This is a genomic window from Fischerella major NIES-592 (assembly GCF_001904645.1).
Lineage (GTDB): Bacteria > Cyanobacteriota > Cyanobacteriia > Cyanobacteriales > Nostocaceae > Fischerella > Fischerella thermalis.
In genome coordinates this window covers 340,962-357,980 of record NZ_MRCA01000004.1, presented here as the reverse complement: position 1 = coordinate 357,980, position 17,019 = coordinate 340,962, and the positions used below count along the sequence as shown (strand labels likewise).

16 protein-coding genes are annotated in these 17,019 nt (G+C 41.5%); 13 read left to right on the top strand and 3 right to left on the bottom strand.

Annotated elements, in window-relative coordinates; translation table 11 throughout:
* The first annotated feature begins 226 nt into the window (after positions 1–226).
* The 6 genes from ctpA to accD all read left to right on the top strand — a co-directional run bounded on the left by ctpA (position 227) and on the right by accD (position 5,778).
* Positions 227–1,474 (top strand): carboxyl-terminal processing protease CtpA, encoded by a 1,248-nt coding sequence (gene ctpA / locus NIES592_RS10680; protein ID WP_062248110.1) that lies wholly within the window; start codon positions 227–229, stop codon positions 1,472–1,474.
* A gap of 50 nt (positions 1,475–1,524) precedes the next feature.
* On the top strand, positions 1,525–1,674 hold the full coding sequence (locus tag NIES592_RS26250; RefSeq protein ID WP_084552278.1) for an RNA polymerase sigma factor: 150 nt from the start codon (positions 1,525–1,527) through the stop codon (positions 1,672–1,674).
* A 155-nt stretch (positions 1,675–1,829) separates the two neighbouring features.
* Entirely contained in the window at positions 1,830–2,915 is a 1,086-nt protein-coding gene (gene leuB / locus NIES592_RS10670) for a 3-isopropylmalate dehydrogenase (protein ID WP_009456990.1), read from the top strand.
* 94 nt (positions 2,916–3,009) lie between these two features.
* Positions 3,010–3,270: a hypothetical protein gene (locus NIES592_RS10665; protein ID WP_009456989.1), complete on the top strand. Its 261-nt coding sequence runs from the start codon at positions 3,010–3,012 to the stop codon at positions 3,268–3,270.
* A 70-nt stretch (positions 3,271–3,340) separates the two neighbouring features.
* Positions 3,341–4,162: a prepilin peptidase gene (locus NIES592_RS10660; protein ID WP_062248112.1), complete on the top strand. Its 822-nt coding sequence runs from the start codon at positions 3,341–3,343 to the stop codon at positions 4,160–4,162.
* A 656-nt stretch (positions 4,163–4,818) separates the two neighbouring features.
* Positions 4,819–5,778, top strand: coding sequence for an acetyl-CoA carboxylase, carboxyltransferase subunit beta (accD, locus tag NIES592_RS10650; protein ID WP_009456986.1), 960 nt, complete (start codon positions 4,819–4,821; stop codon positions 5,776–5,778).
* Between the two features lie 124 nt (positions 5,779–5,902).
* Here accD and NIES592_RS10645 read toward each other — a convergent pair whose 3' ends face one another.
* Positions 5,903–7,375 carry an MFS transporter gene (locus NIES592_RS10645; RefSeq protein WP_062248113.1) on the bottom strand — a complete coding sequence of 491 codons (1,473 nt, stop codon included), beginning with the start codon at positions 7,373–7,375 and terminating at the stop codon, positions 5,903–5,905.
* A gap of 312 nt (positions 7,376–7,687) precedes the next feature.
* Here NIES592_RS10645 and NIES592_RS10640 point away from each other — a divergent pair, with 312 nt between their 5' ends.
* From NIES592_RS10640 to NIES592_RS10630, 3 genes are all read left to right on the top strand, one after another.
* A complete protein-coding gene (locus NIES592_RS10640) occupies positions 7,688–8,929 on the top strand; it encodes an ABC transporter substrate-binding protein (protein WP_062248115.1) in 1,242 nt (413 codons plus the stop codon).
* A 343-nt stretch (positions 8,930–9,272) separates the two neighbouring features.
* Positions 9,273–9,461, top strand: a complete 189-nt coding sequence (locus tag NIES592_RS10635) for a DUF4089 domain-containing protein (RefSeq protein WP_016872169.1) — start codon at positions 9,273–9,275, stop codon at positions 9,459–9,461.
* Positions 9,458–10,849, top strand: coding sequence for an AtzE family amidohydrolase (locus NIES592_RS10630; protein ID WP_073555717.1), 1,392 nt, complete (start codon positions 9,458–9,460; stop codon positions 10,847–10,849). Before NIES592_RS10635 ends, NIES592_RS10630 begins: the two co-directional genes overlap by 4 nt.
* Positions 10,850–11,056: 207 nt before the next feature.
* Here the strand turns inward: NIES592_RS10630 and NIES592_RS10625 are convergent, their stop codons facing one another.
* Together NIES592_RS10625 and NIES592_RS10620 are read right to left on the bottom strand one after the other, a co-directional pair.
* A complete protein-coding gene (locus NIES592_RS10625; protein WP_073555716.1) occupies positions 11,057–12,196 on the bottom strand; it encodes a HEAT repeat domain-containing protein in 1,140 nt (379 codons plus the stop codon).
* A 704-nt stretch (positions 12,197–12,900) separates the two neighbouring features.
* The gene (locus tag NIES592_RS10620; RefSeq protein WP_071846757.1) at positions 12,901–13,149 is read right to left on the bottom strand and encodes a hypothetical protein; all 249 of its coding nucleotides are present in this window, start codon (positions 13,147–13,149) and stop codon (positions 12,901–12,903) included.
* 690 nt (positions 13,150–13,839) lie between these two features.
* Between NIES592_RS10620 and NIES592_RS10615 the strand changes: the two genes are divergently transcribed.
* The 4 genes from NIES592_RS10615 (at position 13,840) to NIES592_RS25850 (ending at position 17,009) form a co-directional block, all read left to right on the top strand.
* Positions 13,840–14,103 carry a hypothetical protein gene (locus NIES592_RS10615; protein WP_062248121.1) on the top strand — a complete coding sequence of 88 codons (264 nt, stop codon included), beginning with the start codon at positions 13,840–13,842 and terminating at the stop codon, positions 14,101–14,103.
* Between the two features lie 313 nt (positions 14,104–14,416).
* A complete protein-coding gene (locus NIES592_RS10610; protein ID WP_073555715.1) occupies positions 14,417–14,854 on the top strand; it encodes a DUF6918 family protein in 438 nt (145 codons plus the stop codon).
* A gap of 160 nt (positions 14,855–15,014) precedes the next feature.
* The gene (locus NIES592_RS10605) at positions 15,015–16,778 is read left to right on the top strand and encodes a Rieske (2Fe-2S) protein (protein ID WP_073555714.1); all 1,764 of its coding nucleotides are present in this window, start codon (positions 15,015–15,017) and stop codon (positions 16,776–16,778) included.
* A 108-nt stretch (positions 16,779–16,886) separates the two neighbouring features.
* On the top strand, positions 16,887–17,009 hold the full coding sequence (locus NIES592_RS25850; RefSeq protein ID WP_256678110.1) for a hypothetical protein: 123 nt from the start codon (positions 16,887–16,889) through the stop codon (positions 17,007–17,009).
* The last annotated feature ends 10 nt before the right edge of the window (positions 17,010–17,019 follow it).

The following is a 17,019-nucleotide window of genomic DNA, read 5'->3' as shown; positions in this document are numbered from 1 at the left end:
ATCAGGAGATTAAACCTCTTGATTTCGCAATCCACCACTTCTATAAAAAAAGTAACATAGTCGACAGATAGATTTCATATACCGATTGCAAAAGTAAGAAAGTAAAGGTTAAAGAGTAAAGATTCTTTCCCTTTACCCCTTTGTATTTACTGACTTTTGTAAGAGGTCTCAATTCAGGTACTTGCATCGAAACTAAGCAATTTTGGGTAAAAAGTGGGATTAAAAAATGGGGTTAATGCATAAACAGGTTTTTCGGGTTGGATTGTCAGTTTTTGTAGCGTTTTGGCTAGGACTTTGCAATTTTTGTCAACCAGCAATGGCTTTGACTCAAGAACAAAAGTTGGTATCGGAAGTATGGCGAATTGTGAACCGCACTTATTTAGATGACACCTTTAATCATCAAAATTGGGCGGCTGTGAGGCAAAAAATTCTTTCTGCATCTCTCCCAGACCAAAAAGCAGCATACACAGCAATTCAAAAAATGCTCAAAAGCCTTGATGACCCCTTTACCCGTTTTTTAGATCCAGAGCAATACCGGAGTTTACAGGTAAATACTTCTGGAGAACTGACTGGGGTGGGCTTGCAAATTGCTTTGAATCAACAAACAGGCGGTTTAGAAGTAGTGGCTCCGATTGCAGGCTCACCAGCAGAAAAAGCAGGAATCCGGTCGCGCGATCGCATTATCAAAATAGAGGGTATCGCTACGCAAAATCTTACACTTGATGAAGCAGCTGCGAGAATGCGTGGTCCAATTGGTAGTTTAGTCACATTAGTTATCGAACGAGACGGAGAAGGGCAAAAAGAGTTTCGAGTTATGCGCGATCGCATTTCTTTAAACCCTGTGGTCGCAGAGTTACACAGTACTCCAGGGGGACTCCCTTTTGGGTATATTCGTCTCACTCAATTTAATGCTAATGCTGCTACGGAGTTGGCACACGCCATTAATAGCTTAGAGAAAAAAGGCGCATCTGCATACATTCTAGATTTGAGAAATAACCCTGGAGGCTTACTACAAGCAGGGATTGAAGTAGCACGTTTGTGGTTGAACTCTGGTACGATCGTGTACACTGCGAATCGCCAAGGAATTCAAGGTAGCTTTGAATCATTCGGTCCAGCACTAACTAACGATCCGCTCATTGTTTTAGTCAATGAAGGTACGGCTAGTGCTAGCGAGATTCTCGCTGGTGCATTGCAAGATAACGGTCGTGCCATACTTGTAGGGGAAACCACCTTTGGTAAAGGCTTAATCCAATCCTTGTTTGAATTGTCAGATGGTTCTGGCTTAGCAGTCACCATTGCCAAGTACGAAACCCCAAATCATAGAGACATCAATAAATTAGGTATAAAACCAGACAAAATAATTTCCTCTGCACCAATTACCCGCGAACAGATTGGTACAGAAGCTGACCAGCAATATCAAGCAGCGATGGAACTGCTGACAAAACATTCTGTATTGGCAGGTGGGGCGGGTTAACTGGGCAAAGGGGACACTCTTTTACAGGGACATGGAAAATATTTTAATATATTCTTCCTTGTCTCCTCCTAATCCCCCATATCAGCGGTTACTCGCAAAAACAAATCAGCAATTTTTTTGGTCTCCCTATCTCAACTATTAAAAATCGCTTGCATTCTGCACTTAACCGACTCAGAAAAAAGATGATTGATAGGGTTTGAGACAATCTACATTTCCAGCGTTCATCCAGAAACTGCGATGAATATCTTGAAATAACCAAATTTAAGATGCCCGACTTCTTACCAGAAGTCGGGCATCTGTGTTTTGATATGATATTTTTCTGCAAGCTTAAACACTTACCCAAGCAAAATTAACTATGGCACAGCAATACCGCATTACCTTACTTTCTGGCGATGGCATTGGCCCCGAAATCATGGCTGTGGCGGTAGACGTGCTAAAAGTCGTGGAAAAAAAATTTGATCTTCAGTTTGAATTCCAAGAAGCGCTGATTGGTGGTGCAGCAATCGATGCTACAGGCGAACCTCTACCAACAGCTACTTTAGATGTGTGCCGCAACAGTGATGCGGTATTATTAGCGGCGATTGGTGGTTACAAGTGGGATTGTCTGCCATCTCATTTACGTCCAGAAGCAGGTTTACTTGGATTACGGGCAGGATTGGAATTATTTGCTAATTTGCGCCCAGCGAAAATTATACCCCAGTTAATAGAGGCTTCTACTCTGAAACGGGAAGTTGTCGAAGGCGTTGATATTATGGTGGTGCGCGAACTGACTGGCGGGATATACTTTGGCAAACCCAGGGGGATTTTTGAAACGGAAACTGGCCAAAAGCGCGGTGTCAACACAATGGCATATACCGAGTCTGAAATTGATCGCATTGGAAGAGTAGCATTTGAAACAGCCCGCAAACGCCAAAGGAAACTCTGTTCAGTAGATAAATCTAATGTTTTAGAAGTATCACAACTGTGGCGCGATCGCATCACTAAGCTAGGTGCTGAATATCCGGATGTGGAACTCACTCATCTGTATGTAGATAATGCTGCTATGCAGTTATTGCGGGCCCCTAAACAGTTCGATACTATTGTCACAGGAAATCTGTTTGGTGATATTCTCTCAGATGCTGCTGCCATGCTCACTGGTAGCATAGGTATGTTGCCTTCTGCTAGTTTAGGAGCCTCCGGACCTGGAGTGTTTGAACCTGTTCATGGTTCTGCTCCTGATATTGCAGGACAAGATAAAGCTAATCCCCTAGCCCAAGTTTTGAGCGCAGCAATGATGCTTCGCTATGGTTTAAACCAAGGCGCAGCAGCAGATTTTCTGGAAAAAGGTGTGTTGCAAGTGTTACAAAATGGCGCTCGGACGGGAGACATCATGTCCCCGGGTATGCAACTATTGGGTTGCAGTGCTATGGGTAAGGCTTTAATTCAAGTTCTGGAAGAATAATCTTCTTCTGTAGCAAACGAAAATTTTGGCAATCATTGCTAAAACTTTCGTATAAACTAATAAGACAAAACCTAACAACAATACTCAATAAGTCGTGTACGCTTTACGACAAGAACAAACAAAGTATACTAACCCTAAGAGCCAGTCCCCTCTGATTGATCCTGCCGTCATCAGAGCGGCTGGCAAAATTTACCACACCTATTGCGAAGTACATCCTGAAATGGCTGGCCAAGCTTCTGGTGTAGCAATTAATCGCGATACGCACCGGGGCAAGGTAATTTTTACTGGTCAACCAGTTCTCTTGCCGGCAGAATGTTTTGTGCCTTTGAATCAGATTGAGTCACAGATGTATTAGTCATTAGTTATTGGTCATTAGTTATTAATGTTGTACAAATGACAAAGGACAAATGACAAAAGACTAAATTATGGATATTTTGCTGATCATCCTGGCAAATTTTATTGTGTTTGCCTTGGGTGCTTCTATTGGCAGTTTTATTAATGTTGTGGTTTATCGGCTTCCTGCTGGCTTATCCCTGCTTTTCCCTCCTTCTCGCTGTCCTCATTGTTTAACCCAACTTAAGCCCTACGATAATGTGCCAGTAGTAGGTTGGCTATGGTTAAGAGGTTGTTGTCGCTATTGCCAAGGTAAAATTTCTCTGCGTTATCCAGTGGTAGAAGCAGTCACGGGATTAGTATTTTTATTGATATTTTGGAGTTTTGATGTCTCGGTTTTAACGCTGGGTTACTGGGTATTTTGTAGTTGGTTACTAGCATTGTCGCTGATTGATTTAGATACAATGACTTTGCCAAACCAGCTTACTAAGCCAGGATTAGTGATGGGGATAGCATTTCAAGCAGTAGTTGGTTTTTTACCAGATGCTAACTGGACAGGATTAGCTAGTCACCTGATGACGGCGATCCTGGGAGCAGTACTAGGATTGTGGTTGTTTGATGCGATCGCTACAGTTGGTTCAATTATTTTTGGTAAAACTGTAATGGGTGGAGGTGATGCCAAGTTAGCAGCTATGATGGGAGCCTGGTTAGGCTGGAAGTACTTACTCTTGGCTGCTTTTGTTGCTTGTTTGTTGGGAGTATCCGTAGGTGGCAGTATGATTATCCTGTCGCAACGCAGATGGGGATATAAAATGCCTTTCGGCCCATTTCTTGCACTTGGATCAGTAATAACTCTGTTTGGTGGCGAGACAATTTTGTCTAGCTACTTACGGTTGTTTGTGAATGGAATGTAAAAGGGAACAGCTGATCGGGGATTAGGGAACAGGGTACAGGGAAGGAATACAGGGATTACCATTAGGTTGAAAAATGGCTAAATATTTATGCGTAGATACTTATATGCTTTTCATCAAGTTGTAAAGATGATCATAACAGGATACACCCGTAACTTACTCCTACTTCTGAGCCTGCAACTGTAAACTTCATTACCCTTAACGGTCTTTAACTTCTGTTAAGATTAGTCCTGTAATTGATAATTTCGAGCAACGTCCAAGCCCCTAGATAAATCTCGTGGAACTAATCTCAAATCGCGCCACGGGCTAAAACGGAGTGAACCTCCTAAGGGCGCAGTGGCTCCGACATCTAAATCCAAAATTTTTTGACACAACCCCCCAATGTACCATGTCAAATAACCCACTATATATTCCTCATACGTGACAAATTATAAACTTCTTGGCATCCAGAAAAACATACTTGAACTGGTTTACGTATTTTCGTTAAGCTGACAAGCAAAGATGCAAAACTAAATCTGAATATTGCTTAGAAGACAAATTTTGTTGTGTAGTCATTTATTCATTAGACATTAGTACAAACTCAATACAAATGTCAAAGGACAATGACTCCACAAAAAGATTAACCTGTTTTTGACATACTCTACTGGCATAAGAAACAAATGGCAAACAACGAAGAGTCACGTGGTTTAAAATCTCTGTTTGATTGGTTTGCAAACCGACGAAAATCAGGACCTATCAGTCTAGAACGCCAAGAACGTGAAATTGCAGACGGACTGTGGAATAAGTGTCCTAAGTGTGGTGTATTAAGTTATGCCAAAGACTTGAAGGCTAATTTAATGGTATGCACCGAATGCGGACATCATAATCGGGTAGATAGTGATGAGCGCATCCGTCAGTTGATAGATCCTAATACCTGGAGACCGATTGATGAGCAGTTGCGTCCTGCTGATCCTTTAGGATTTCGCGATCGCAAAGCCTATAGCGATCGCCTCCGGGAAACACAAGAAAAACTCGGCTTAGTAGATGCTGTCAAAACAGGTTTGGGTGAGATCAACGGCTTACCAATTGCCCTTGGAGTCATGGATTTTCGCTTCATGGGTGGAAGCATGGGTTCGGTTGTTGGCGAGAAACTCACCCGTTTGATTGAACAAGCTACTCAAAGGCGTTATGCTGTGGTCATCGTCTGTACATCTGGTGGAGCAAGGATGCAAGAAGGAATGCTCTCACTGATGCAGATGGCAAAAATTTCCGCAGCTTTGGAAAGACATAGAGAAGCACGTTTGCTGTATGTGCCAGTATTAACTCATCCCACTACAGGCGGTGTGACTGCTAGCTTTGCGATGTTAGGTGATATCATCCTAGCAGAACCCAAAGCAACCATTGGTTTTGCAGGTCGGCGAGTGATTGAGCAAACCCTACGGGAAAAATTGCCTGATGATTTCCAAACTGCCGAAGATTTACTCAAACATGGCTTTGTTGATGAAATTGTACCGCGTACCCAGTTGAAAAGCACTTTATCCCAGCTAATAGCATTACACCATCCCCCCGCTACAACCAGCACTCATAATGTAGTGTTGTGGGAGAAAACTATGACTTTAAGTTCGACAATTGCAGAATAGTAGGTGGTTGGTGGTTGGTGGTTAGTTAGTGGTTAGTGGTTAGTAGTTGTTTAATACTTACTCCCCACACTCCCCACGCCCCTAATCCCCACCAGGGGCCCCGAGTTCCCCACCACCCCATCTCCTAGCCTCTAGCCTTTTCTCTAAATGTGCAAAAACTTTGAATAGTTTGTACAAAAGATTGTCCCCGTGACTCTTGGACAAAAATGATCGGCAAAAGTGCAACCAGCCTAAATACTGTTGAGAAAACGAACAATCCTAGTAAGCCTCCACAAAAATTAATTTGTACTAGAAAACCACCAAGGATTGTACCAAACGCACCACATAAGCCAGCGATCGCAGCTACCATTGCAAAATATATGGACTGATTTTTGGTTGGTGCAACTTCTAGCTGCATATTATTGCCGCACAAATCAATAGCTGCACCGGTTCCTCCCAGAAAAATGTGTAACATAGGCAACCATAGCCATATGTCTAGGGAAGTGTAACCAATACCTAACCATAACAAAGGTGCAATCGCTACGAAAATTCCTATGAAAAAGAGAATTGGACGGTTGCCGATTTTGTCTGCTAGCCTTCCCCAAAGGATTAACATTAACATATTTGCCCCTGCTTGCAGGCTACCATAGAATGTCACCCAGCTGACATCTAAGTCCAGGGTATCTAGCATGTAAAGATTGAAAAAGGGATTACAGAGGTTAACTGCAAACATCCACACACTGAAGTAAAGCAAAAATATTAAAAAATTAGTATCATTGCGGAGACTCTGCCAGAGATTTGGTTGAGATGTAGAGTTGACATTTGCAATTTGCTCATCCACAGAGTCATTTAAATTATTTGCATTTACGGCGATCGCATTTTGTGCTTGGGGATTGACATCCAGCTTAAAATGCTGACATGCCAAACTTATCATTCCAAATAGGATACCTACAAACAACAGTATCCCATAGCCTTGGAGAGTACCACCATACCAATGAGATACAGCTAGTCCTGCTAATGGTACACAAATCAAATTAGTTAAGCTAGCAATACTACTGCGTATGCCAAAATATCGTCCCCGCAAACGTCGGTGGACTAAGGTCGCCATCCACGACAACCAAGATGCACTACCGAGTCCACCCCAGAGATGGCTGATGAACACAATCAAGAGTGTTAGTATGACTAACTGCTGAGAATTAATTAGTTGTTGGCTAAAAGCTGCTATACAAATTACTAAAATCAGCCAAATCAAGCGAGAGGGTGCATAAATTAAAAGAGAATATTGATAGCGACTGGAAAAACGTTCTGATATGTAAGCACCCAAAGGCTGAATGAAATTCACCAGCATGGGGATAGAAGCAAGCATTCCAAAAGCCACTGGAGCAGCGTCCAATTCTACCAAAAAATTACTTAATAAAATGCCACCAGTTGTAATTCCAAAAATGCCTGCAAATATACCATCTATAGTTGAAGCGCGCAGGCTGGTACGAATAGCATCTTTGGAAAATGTGCGATTATATATTGGTAGAAGAGAAGGAGCAATAGTTGTTTCTATAACTTCAGTTTCAGAAATTTCTGAAATCAAAGAGGAAGCAGTTTCAGACTGAGTAGGATTCATGAACTGAGTAATTGTTAATGGTTAATGGTTAATTTTTAATTGCCATTAGCTATTGCTCATTTCCATATCAAAAAAATTACTTTTTGTTTTGATTTGCGATTTTATGTATATAAAATAAAAGTAAGTCAAACTTTTTTTAAACATTCTCTTGTACTTAGTAGTAATGACAATTTTTAGCTATTTTACCGTGCATTTCTAAATAAAATTTTAATTTTTCCAAAATTCATTCTACAGCGAGAAAAGCTATAAAAAGGATAGAAGAATGTTCATTATGCGGTGATAAAAAGAAATTTTTGGCACTTTTTGGTATTAATGGTGGCGATCGCTTTTTTGGTGATTGGTTGCCAGAACTTACCCTCGCCCCATGCCACCACAACAACCACTCCAGTTATCATTAAACTCAGTGGTTGGGGTGCAGACCCGACTGAGCAAAAACTATTGAAACAAATACTTAAAGACTTTGAAGTCCAGCATCCAGCTATCAAGGTGAAGTATGAAGTCATAGCCGACCAGTACATGGATGTCATTAAAACGCGCTTGATTGGTGAAGCAGCGCCTGATGTCTTTTATCTGGATGCTTTTGAAGCTCCTTTTTTGATGAGTCAGAACGTTTTAGAGCCATTAGACGCTTATATTAACCCGGAATTTGACCTGGCTGATTTTGAGGAGACAATACTTAACAGCTTTAAGTACGAGAATCATATTTATGGTTTACCCAAAGACTTTTCTACCCTGACCCTTTTTTACAACAAACAAGCTTTTACCACCGCAGGTTTGACTAGTCCTCCTGCAACTTGGGATGAATTGCGTGCCTACTCCAAACAATTGACAGTAGATAAAAATCAAGACAGTAGGATTGACCAATACGGCTATGGTGTCATCCCAGAGTTAGCGCGTCAAGCTTACAAAATAAGAGCCTTTGGTGGACAACTTGTAGATGCAAATGGTTATGCTACTTTTGCTTCGGAAGCTGGAGTTGAAGGATTACAGTTAGTAGTAGACCAATATCAAAAAGACCGTACCGCCGCACAAAAATCTGACGTGGGGACAAACTCAGGTAGTGAAATGTTTGGTCAGGGGAAAGTAGCAATGGTCATTGAAGGTAACTGGGCAATTCCCTACTTGAAAGACACTTTTCCTCAGCTTGATTTTGCCACCGCAGAAGTACCAACAATTAACGATAAAAAAGGCACAATGTTATTTACTGTTGCCTACGTGATGAACAAACAAACACAGCACAAAGCTGAAGCTTGGGAGTTGATTTCCTACCTCACAGGTAAGGAAGGTATGGAAAAGTGGACAGCAACAGGCTTTGCTTTACCAACACGTAAATCAGTAGCCGAGAAATTGGGTTATGACAAAGATCCGTTGCGATCGCCATTTTTAGCAGGAGTGAGTTATGCTATGCCTTGGCAAGCAGGTAAATACCCTGCCGCCATTATGAACAACTTTGACAATCAATTTATCAGTGCTTTGCTGGGACAACAACCGCTACAACAGGCGCTACAAAGGGCGCAAACACAAGCAAATAAATTAATTCAGGCGATGGAGTAAGTAGCTAGCTTAAAGATAAGGCAGAAGGTTAAAATTAATCCATCACCCTTCATCCTTCAGATAGCGATCGCACCAATTGACCATTTCCCAAAGTAGATGGCCAACCCTTCACGCGAATAATAACCATGACCCTCTAGGAGAAGGGAGACACAACGGACAATTCCCCCCAGTCCTTTGAGGGCTTCATACAGTTGTAAATGAGTTATTTCCTCATATTTATGGGGCTTTGAATGTTGATGCTGTTTTTTGGTGGGTTTTGAGTGTGGGGAGGATGGTAAATTTAAATTGCCACAGGAGGTTGGAAGTTTAATTAACCGCCAAGACGCCAAGGACGCAGAGAATGATGGATAATCAAGGGTTGAATGTGGGTGAGTATGTGGATTTGATGGCTTTGTTGGTGGATTTACGGTTGAGGGATGAGTATAGGGATGGGGTGGTGGCAAATTTTGAGAGAATTAGAGTGATCGCTCAATTGGTAAATTCTTTTCCTTTACCGGATGATATTGAAGTCGCGCCAGTGTTTGAACCATGAATTTAGATGCTGCGGATGCTGTATCGATTGCTGTAGCAGTGCGTGAAGGTAAAGTTAAGGCGGTGGAAGTTACGCAAGCTGCTTTGCAAAGAATTGCAGCACGAGATCGTGAACTTAATTGTTTTACCACTGTGATTACTGATGCTGCTTTAGCTGATGCAGAAAAGATTGATCATGAGGTTAAACAGGGTAATAACCCTGGTTTACTTGCTGGTGTACCTTTTGCTGTCAAAAATCTTTTTGATGTTGCTGGGATAACGACTCTTGCAGGTGCAAAAATTAATGCTGAAAATTCACCAGCGACGCAAGATGCGACGGCGGTGGCGCGGTTGAAGCAAGCGGGTGGAATACTTGTAGGCGCGTTAAATATGGATGAGTACGCCTACGGGTTTGTGACGGAAAACTCTCATTACGGTGCTACTCATAATCCCCATGATTTAAATCGGGTTGCGGGTGGTTCTAGTGGCGGATCAGCAGCAGCTGTTGCAGCTGGTTTGGTTTCGCTAACTTTGGGTTCTGATACTAATGGTTCAATTCGTGTACCTGCTGCTTTATGTGGTGTGTTTGGTTTCAAACCAACTTATGGTAGGTTGTCACGGGCTGGTGTAGCTTTGTTTTCTAGCAGTTTTGATCATATTGGCCCGTTTGCGCGTTCGGTAAGGGATATCGCTACAGTTTTTGATGTTTTGCAAGGGGAAGATGAACGCGATCCAGTTTGCACAAAACGTCCGCCTGTAGAGACACGCCACAGCGTGTCTCTACAAAATATTGATGGTATTAGAATTGCGATCGCAGGTGATTATTTCTGCAAAGGGGCTAATCTTGAGGCTTTAGCAGCAGTGCAAAAGGTGGCTGATGCTTTGCATGTAACTGAGTATGTAAGTATACCTGAAGCGCATCGCGCCCGCGCCGCCGCGTTTGTAATTACTGCTTGCGAGGGAGCAAATTTACATTTAGAGAAATTGCGTCAACGTCCCCAGGATTTTGATCCAGCAACACGCGATCGCTTTCTTGCTGGTGCATTAATTCCTAGTCATTGGTATATGCAAGCGCAGCGCTTTAGAAGTTGGTTTCGCGAGCGAGTGCGGGAAGTTTTTGAAAAAGTTGATATCATCATTGCTCCTACTACACCAATTTCTGCACCGTTAATTGGGCAACAAACGATGATTTTAGATGGAGAGGAAATTCTCGTTCGTCCCCATTTGGGATTATTTACTCAACCATTATCATTTATTGGTTTGCCTGTTTTATCTGTACCAATTCAACGTACAAATGCTTTACCTTTGGGAGTGCAATTAATAGCTGCACCTTATCATGAAGCATTAATTTTACAAGTCGCCTCAGTGTTAGAGACCAAGGGTATAATCTCTGCATTCATCGTCCCATGAATGTAGTATTTAGGTAGATTGCTTGCAGTATGGTGTGATGCACCCCACCCTATAAACGAATTAATCTAAAATCCTAGCGATCGCATTCCCAAGATTTCGGTTTTACAAGAACATGCACATGAATTTACTCAATAAATTTAAGGTTGTTCTACTGGATATGAATGGTACTTTCATGTAATGAGAATGATGCTGCTCCCAGTTAAAATCTTATCGCTTCTTTTTTTTATTAGTTTTAGCTTTACCTTGTGAAGTTGCAAAACCACCGAAACCTTTACTTAATGGCTGCTTAACAGATGCAGTAACTGTTTGATTGTCAACTTCAGACTTTAACTGAGTTGCTTCTGTTTCGCGATTATCTATATCACTAGATTGCTTCTGTTCATCAGTTTTAGTTTCTACTTTGTGTAGTTGTTCCACATCCATTGTCACATCTTCAATTAACTGAAGATCATCTGAAGTTATAGCCAAATTTTCTAATTCGTCAGTAGTAATTTGATCAGGTTGTTTTTTCTCAAAAGATATCTCTTGTGTTTGAGAAACATCTTCTAATTGCGTCACCTCATCAGTAATGACATCCTGAAGTTGTGTTTCTTTGCTATCAGCAATTTCTTGTGTTTGCGTCATCTCATCAGTGGAAATATCCCCTAACTGGGATACTTCATCTAAGTTGATATCCGTAAATAGTGCTATTTTATCGGAATTAATGCCCAAACTGTCACATACATTATCCCAAGTACCTGTTATTTCATCAGGCACACTTTGCGCTAAAAAAGCACTTTTAATGACTGCTGCTGATTCTACTGCTTGCAACTCAATTAGTGAAGCAACAATAAAACCATTTAGTTCGTGAGGATTTTGAGCAAATGACTTTAATTGTTGAGTCAGTGCAGCAATACATTTTTGACGTGTGTTTGGATGCTGTTTGCAAATTTCTTCTAAACTATGGATAGCAGTAATGCGTGGAAAAATACCGTGGGATTCATCAGCTAAATAAGCTTGTAATCTGGGGATAGCAACTTCACCAAACATGCCATAAATTTTAGGCATTTCTTCGTTTACCCAATCACTATCTTCCAGTTTGTGGAATAGCTGCATTAGTGGTTCTATTGCTGCTTCTGCGCGTAATTGTCCTAACGCACGACAGGCGTGGATTGCTCCCCAAGCCTCTAAACTTGCAGAATCTGCACTATTCAAGTTTTGATCGATTGCCATGCTGATTAAACCGGGAATATGTTCTGTATCCAGACCTAATTCTGCAATATAGTTATACTCGTTTGTGATTTTATGGCAATCACCCAAAGTCAGTAGTTTGTCTATAGGCGTTTGATAAATGGTGTGATTCTTCATCTGCAACAGTTTTACTCAACAATCAAATTACTGACTATAGCAGAATTTTTTGCCTTTATACTAGATAAGTTTACAAAGTATTAGGTTATGGGTGGACAAATCAGCATGAGATTTTCTCAAAAGCATGGTGATAACCTCTACCATATTTGATAGCGCTTCTAGTTTAGATGAAGTACAACTTTATCGGTGTGCGTCTGTGTGATTTTGTGTTCGCTTTTTCCCTGTATCAGACCCAACAGCAAACAGCTATATTCAGATTTTATATATCTGCAAAAATTTTTAAAACCCTCAATTTTCTGATTTTATATATTGTCTAAAATTCTGCAATTCTTAGAGAGAAAAAAAGAAGCGATCGCTTTGTTGGAGAATTGTCAATTATTAATTTATCTCTAATATTTATTAAGAGTTGTGGAAGCATGACGTATCATGAATCATTATTCTGAATCATCCACTTCATTTTTAAGTATAAATTACTAGATTGTTTTTATAAAAATTAAGATTAAAATTTTATACTAGCTTGTGTAAATGTAGTTACCATACTGCAAGTTCTTTTTTATAGAACTATTGGTGAATTTGATATAGGAATCCAATTGGATTCATAAACAACTCGTGAGGACAGGGAATAGGCACTCTTGCAACAGGTAACAGAAAAAATAACTTAGGTATACTGAGTTTTTTTCAAAAATCAAATATGAGTCCTATATTTAAGTGGCGATCGCACACTTACTCTTCATCATCAAAACACACACAGGGCTTTCAACTTCCTGTATGCTTTGAAATGAATTGTAGAACAGAACCGTAGAACAATTAATTTCCGATTCGTCAGGATGAATGCACTCTATCACTCCTTCGACCTCGACATGAAAAGCACAGTCGCTACAGATAGTCTGATGTGGTGATGGTTGCCAATACTTCTGACTCAACTGATGTTGCCAGTCGCTTGTGTCCGACATCGGTCAAAATCTTTAATTAGTTAGTATATAAGCCTGACTATTCAAAACATGAGTTTCGCCCTGAACTCTCGTGGTAAGCTTCCTAAAAATAATCATCCCACCTTTATCATTTCATGGTAGATCTGGCATTAATCAAATATCGCCTTGGAATAAATTCCAAGGCTAATAGCTAAAGTCTACTGACCTATAATTGCTCAATTCCATGTTTTATTTTAACTAGATACACCGTTTCAGTTTCTTCAAAGCGATCGCATGTTACACCGGATAATTTGCCAATAGCTCAAAATTTTGTTAATCACTGAGATACAAACAGCAGCTTTACTAAACTTTACCCTTGTGAGAATTAATCAACTTCAATTCCCGGCGGAATAATACGAGAGTGGGAACTTCGACTATTACAAAAATGGACATGCTGACATGAGTGTGCTTGAAGCTGGATTGTTTACTGTACCGATTCATATGAAAACGGTGGTAATTATTAAACTCATAAACTTCTCAAGAAAAATTCGTATTCTTGAGGAATTTATTGTATCCTAGTTTGACTGATGGAAACTGTTCAACACCAGACTATGATGTAAAGCTTTTTGCTGTTTCTGCTGAAGATTCACAGAAAGCCCTTATTAGTCTGCTTTGAAGTTAATGTTCAGAGTCTAGTTCTTTTGCCAACCTAAATAAACCTGAAAAAACCAAATGGATATACAACTAATCAAAGTAATTAAAAAGCCTATTCTCAAAGAAGTAGAGAACACAGAAGAACCAGAACAACAAGATTTTTCCAGTGATCCTCTTGATATTGCCCAAGAAAATCTTGAAACCAAGGAAGTGCTGCATCTAGGATATCAAGCTCCTAGTTATATTCCAGTACGTGATTATCCTGTAGTCCGATCTGTTGGTAATTCAGGATGGCAAGCTTCTGATATTTGGCGGGATATCAGAATAGATAATTTCTGTTAATAATTGAGGGGACACCCCCGAATAAAATGATGGGGGATTGGCCCAATATTTAATAGCGGGGTTGTCCTCTGGTAATTGGTAATTGGAAAAATGAGAACAAGTTTTTACCAATTCCCAATTAAGTAATCATGCGATCGCCCGGTACACCCCCAGACCAAATTCAAGATTTTCAGTCAAAGTTTGCTTGCCCAGGCATACATAACTAAAATCTATGAAAATCCTGCATTTCAGATATCATTTTTTATACTTTCCTGCTCGCTAAGGAAATGAGTGGAATGAAAATCAAGTAGTTTGACATTAAGTGAGGAGTAACATGAAACTTAGCGACGCACTGTCGAACCCGGACAAAAAGGCTATGGTTGTGGATGATTGCTGCAACGTCATAGAAGCGCAGCTTGCTTCCAAGTCAGGTATAGGTGGTATGGCCTTGAAAACAGCCTTCGCCGCCCTGAAAGGAGTCAAGCCAGGGTACATTCCTTATGTCGTCGAAATGCTTTTGCCAGAGTGCTTTGAAGCACTTGATCCCATTTGGAGCGAAGGCATAGACAAAGGTGATCCAGTAGAACATCTGGTTGCAAGCCGCTCTCGTACAGCAGACGCACTACTGAGTGTCACTGATGCTAAAGTTCAAAACGTCAAACGTCAAATCGTCCGAGGAACTTATGAAAAGCTTCGCGGTTCAGCTAAGCAACACGTGGAGGATGCAGTACCAGATTTAGCCAAGGTAATCGATAAATACAGCAAAGCATAAACGAGCAAACAGAATAACAGCCGAAAGTAGGCTACCATGCAATCCTTTTCGGTAGCTCTACTAGGCGATCGCCCCAAAATCAAAAACCACTTCCACCTTTAGGCAAGAGAATAGCTACAGTAAAAGAAAGAACTTGCCATCTTCCTGGGAGGAGGTGCATATGACTCAAGCTTTGGAAGCAACAACGAATATTGAACATTATGTATGCGTTGCTCAGGTTGCTGATGTCAAAGCTGCTGGGTGTCTGGTAGTTTATGCCCAAGGGCAAGCGATCGCACTCTGGAATCACAGTGACAAAATTTACGCCATAGATAACCGTTGCCCCCACATGGGCTTTCCTCTACACCAAGGTACAGTCAAAGACTGTATTTTGACTTGTCACTGGCATCATGCCCGTTTTGATCTGGCTAGCGGCGGCACATTTGACGCTTGGGCTGATGATGTACGTGTTTTTCCTGTAAAGATTCGTGATGATCAGGTGTGGGTAGATTTAGCACCCCATGCAGACCCCCAGACTCACCAACGCCAGCGCCTCCAAGATGGTTTAGAACAAGGTATCTCTTTAGTAATTGCCAAATCAGTAATTGCCTTACTGGATGCAGGAATCGAACCAGCAGAACCATTTCGGATTGGACTTGACTTTGGCGTACGTTACCGTAATGCAGGTTGGGGAGCAGGTTTAACAATGCACACCTGTCTGATGAACCTGTTACCGTACCTCGACCCAGAAGACCGACCCCGCGCCCTTTATCATGGTTTATCTGCTGTGGCGCGTGACTGTGCAGGTCAACCACCCCACTTTGGAGTTCACCCCCTACCTACATCTACACCAGACATAGATACATTAAAAAGATGGTTCCGCCAGTTTATTGAAGTACGCGATGCAGAAGGTGCAGAAAGATGTTTAGTGTCGGCGGTGCGTGGAGGTGCAGACCAACAGCAAATCGCCGAGATGTTATTTACTGCTGCCACTGACCACCGCTATATTGATGTCGGTCATGTGCTTGATTTTACCAATAAAGCTTTGGAAGCTCTTGACGCCACAGATTGGCAAAATGCAGAATCAGTCCTGGCTAGCTTAGTTGCTGAGTATGCTAGTGCTGAACGTATGGAAGAGTCCAATTCCTGGCGTTACCCAGTGGATTTAGTCGCAATTTTAGATCGTGCTTTTGCAGAAATCCCAGCAGCATTGGAGTTAGGGCGGGGTAAACAGGGAACTTGGTCGAATCGTGAAGAATTGGTAACAGTACTTTTAGGTGAAAATGCCCAAGCGATCGCAGATTCTCTTGTAGAAGCCCTGCGAACAGGTTGTACTGAAGCAGAATTAGCGGGTGCTGTTGCCTATGCGGCGGCGTTGCGAATTGCCCACTTCCACACCAACAATGACTTTGGTGATTGGGATACAGCCCATCATACATTTACCTTTGCCAATGCAGTGCATCAAGGGTTGCGGCGAGTAGCTTCCCAATCTTTGCTGCGGGGTGTATTCGACGCAGCCATGAGTCTGTATCTCAACCGTTTTTTGAATGTACCACCAGCACGTCTGCCAGAACCAAAGGAAACTGTAGACAACCCAGAAAAATTGCTGGATGAACTACCAAGATTACTGGATCGGCAGCAACAAGTGAATGCAGCAGGTGCATTAGTTGCCCGTTACCTATACAGTGGTGGCAATCCTGAGCGACTGTTAGGCGTACTCGGTAAAATGTTATTGCGTGAAGACCGCAGTTTCCATGTGATTCAAGAAATAGAAGCGGCTTTTCGTCAGTATAGTTTGCTGCGCCACACCAAAGCAGGGATTCACGTCTTAATTGCAGCAACACGATATTTAGCAGCCCATGCACCAACAATGCGATCGCAAGGACAAACTTATCAGATGGCAGATAGGTTGCATAAAGGTGATCGTTTGTTTGAAGAGTCCTAGTTTGGGGAGGATGGGGAACTCACCGGCCCCTGGTGGGGATTAAATGAACCGCAATATGTTTGTGTTGTTGTAATTGAGAAAATAACAGGTAATCAAGATGAAGAAATTATGACATTGGGTGTGTCTGCTGATGATGCCAAAACTCAAGCAATGCAATTATTAGCAAATAATTATCAATGCCAGGAAGCACAAATTAACGACTTTGACCTCTACGAAGAAGCACGTAATTAGGTCAATGGTT

Coding starts and splice junctions, on each gene's coding strand:
- ctpA (WP_062248110.1), top strand. CDS start 227: ATGGGGTTAATGCATAAACAGGTTTTTCGGGTTGGATTGTCAGTTTTT.
- leuB (WP_009456990.1), top strand. CDS start 1,830: ATGGCACAGCAATACCGCATTACCTTACTTTCTGGCGATGGCATTGGC.
- NIES592_RS10660 (WP_062248112.1), top strand. CDS start 3,341: ATGGATATTTTGCTGATCATCCTGGCAAATTTTATTGTGTTTGCCTTG.
- accD (WP_009456986.1), top strand. CDS start 4,819: ATGGCAAACAACGAAGAGTCACGTGGTTTAAAATCTCTGTTTGATTGG.
- NIES592_RS10645 (WP_062248113.1), bottom strand. CDS start 7,375: ATGAATCCTACTCAGTCTGAAACTGCTTCCTCTTTGATTTCAGAAATT.
- NIES592_RS10640 (WP_062248115.1), top strand. CDS start 7,688: ATGGTGGCGATCGCTTTTTTGGTGATTGGTTGCCAGAACTTACCCTCG.
- NIES592_RS10635 (WP_016872169.1), top strand. CDS start 9,273: ATGGATAATCAAGGGTTGAATGTGGGTGAGTATGTGGATTTGATGGCT.
- NIES592_RS10630 (WP_073555717.1), top strand. CDS start 9,458: ATGAATTTAGATGCTGCGGATGCTGTATCGATTGCTGTAGCAGTGCGT.
- NIES592_RS10625 (WP_073555716.1), bottom strand. CDS start 12,196: ATGAAGAATCACACCATTTATCAAACGCCTATAGACAAACTACTGACT.
- NIES592_RS10620 (WP_071846757.1), bottom strand. CDS start 13,149: ATGTCGGACACAAGCGACTGGCAACATCAGTTGAGTCAGAAGTATTGG.
- NIES592_RS10615 (WP_062248121.1), top strand. CDS start 13,840: ATGGATATACAACTAATCAAAGTAATTAAAAAGCCTATTCTCAAAGAA.
- NIES592_RS10610 (WP_073555715.1), top strand. CDS start 14,417: ATGAAACTTAGCGACGCACTGTCGAACCCGGACAAAAAGGCTATGGTT.
- NIES592_RS10605 (WP_073555714.1), top strand. CDS start 15,015: ATGACTCAAGCTTTGGAAGCAACAACGAATATTGAACATTATGTATGC.
- NIES592_RS25850 (WP_256678110.1), top strand. CDS start 16,887: ATGACATTGGGTGTGTCTGCTGATGATGCCAAAACTCAAGCAATGCAA.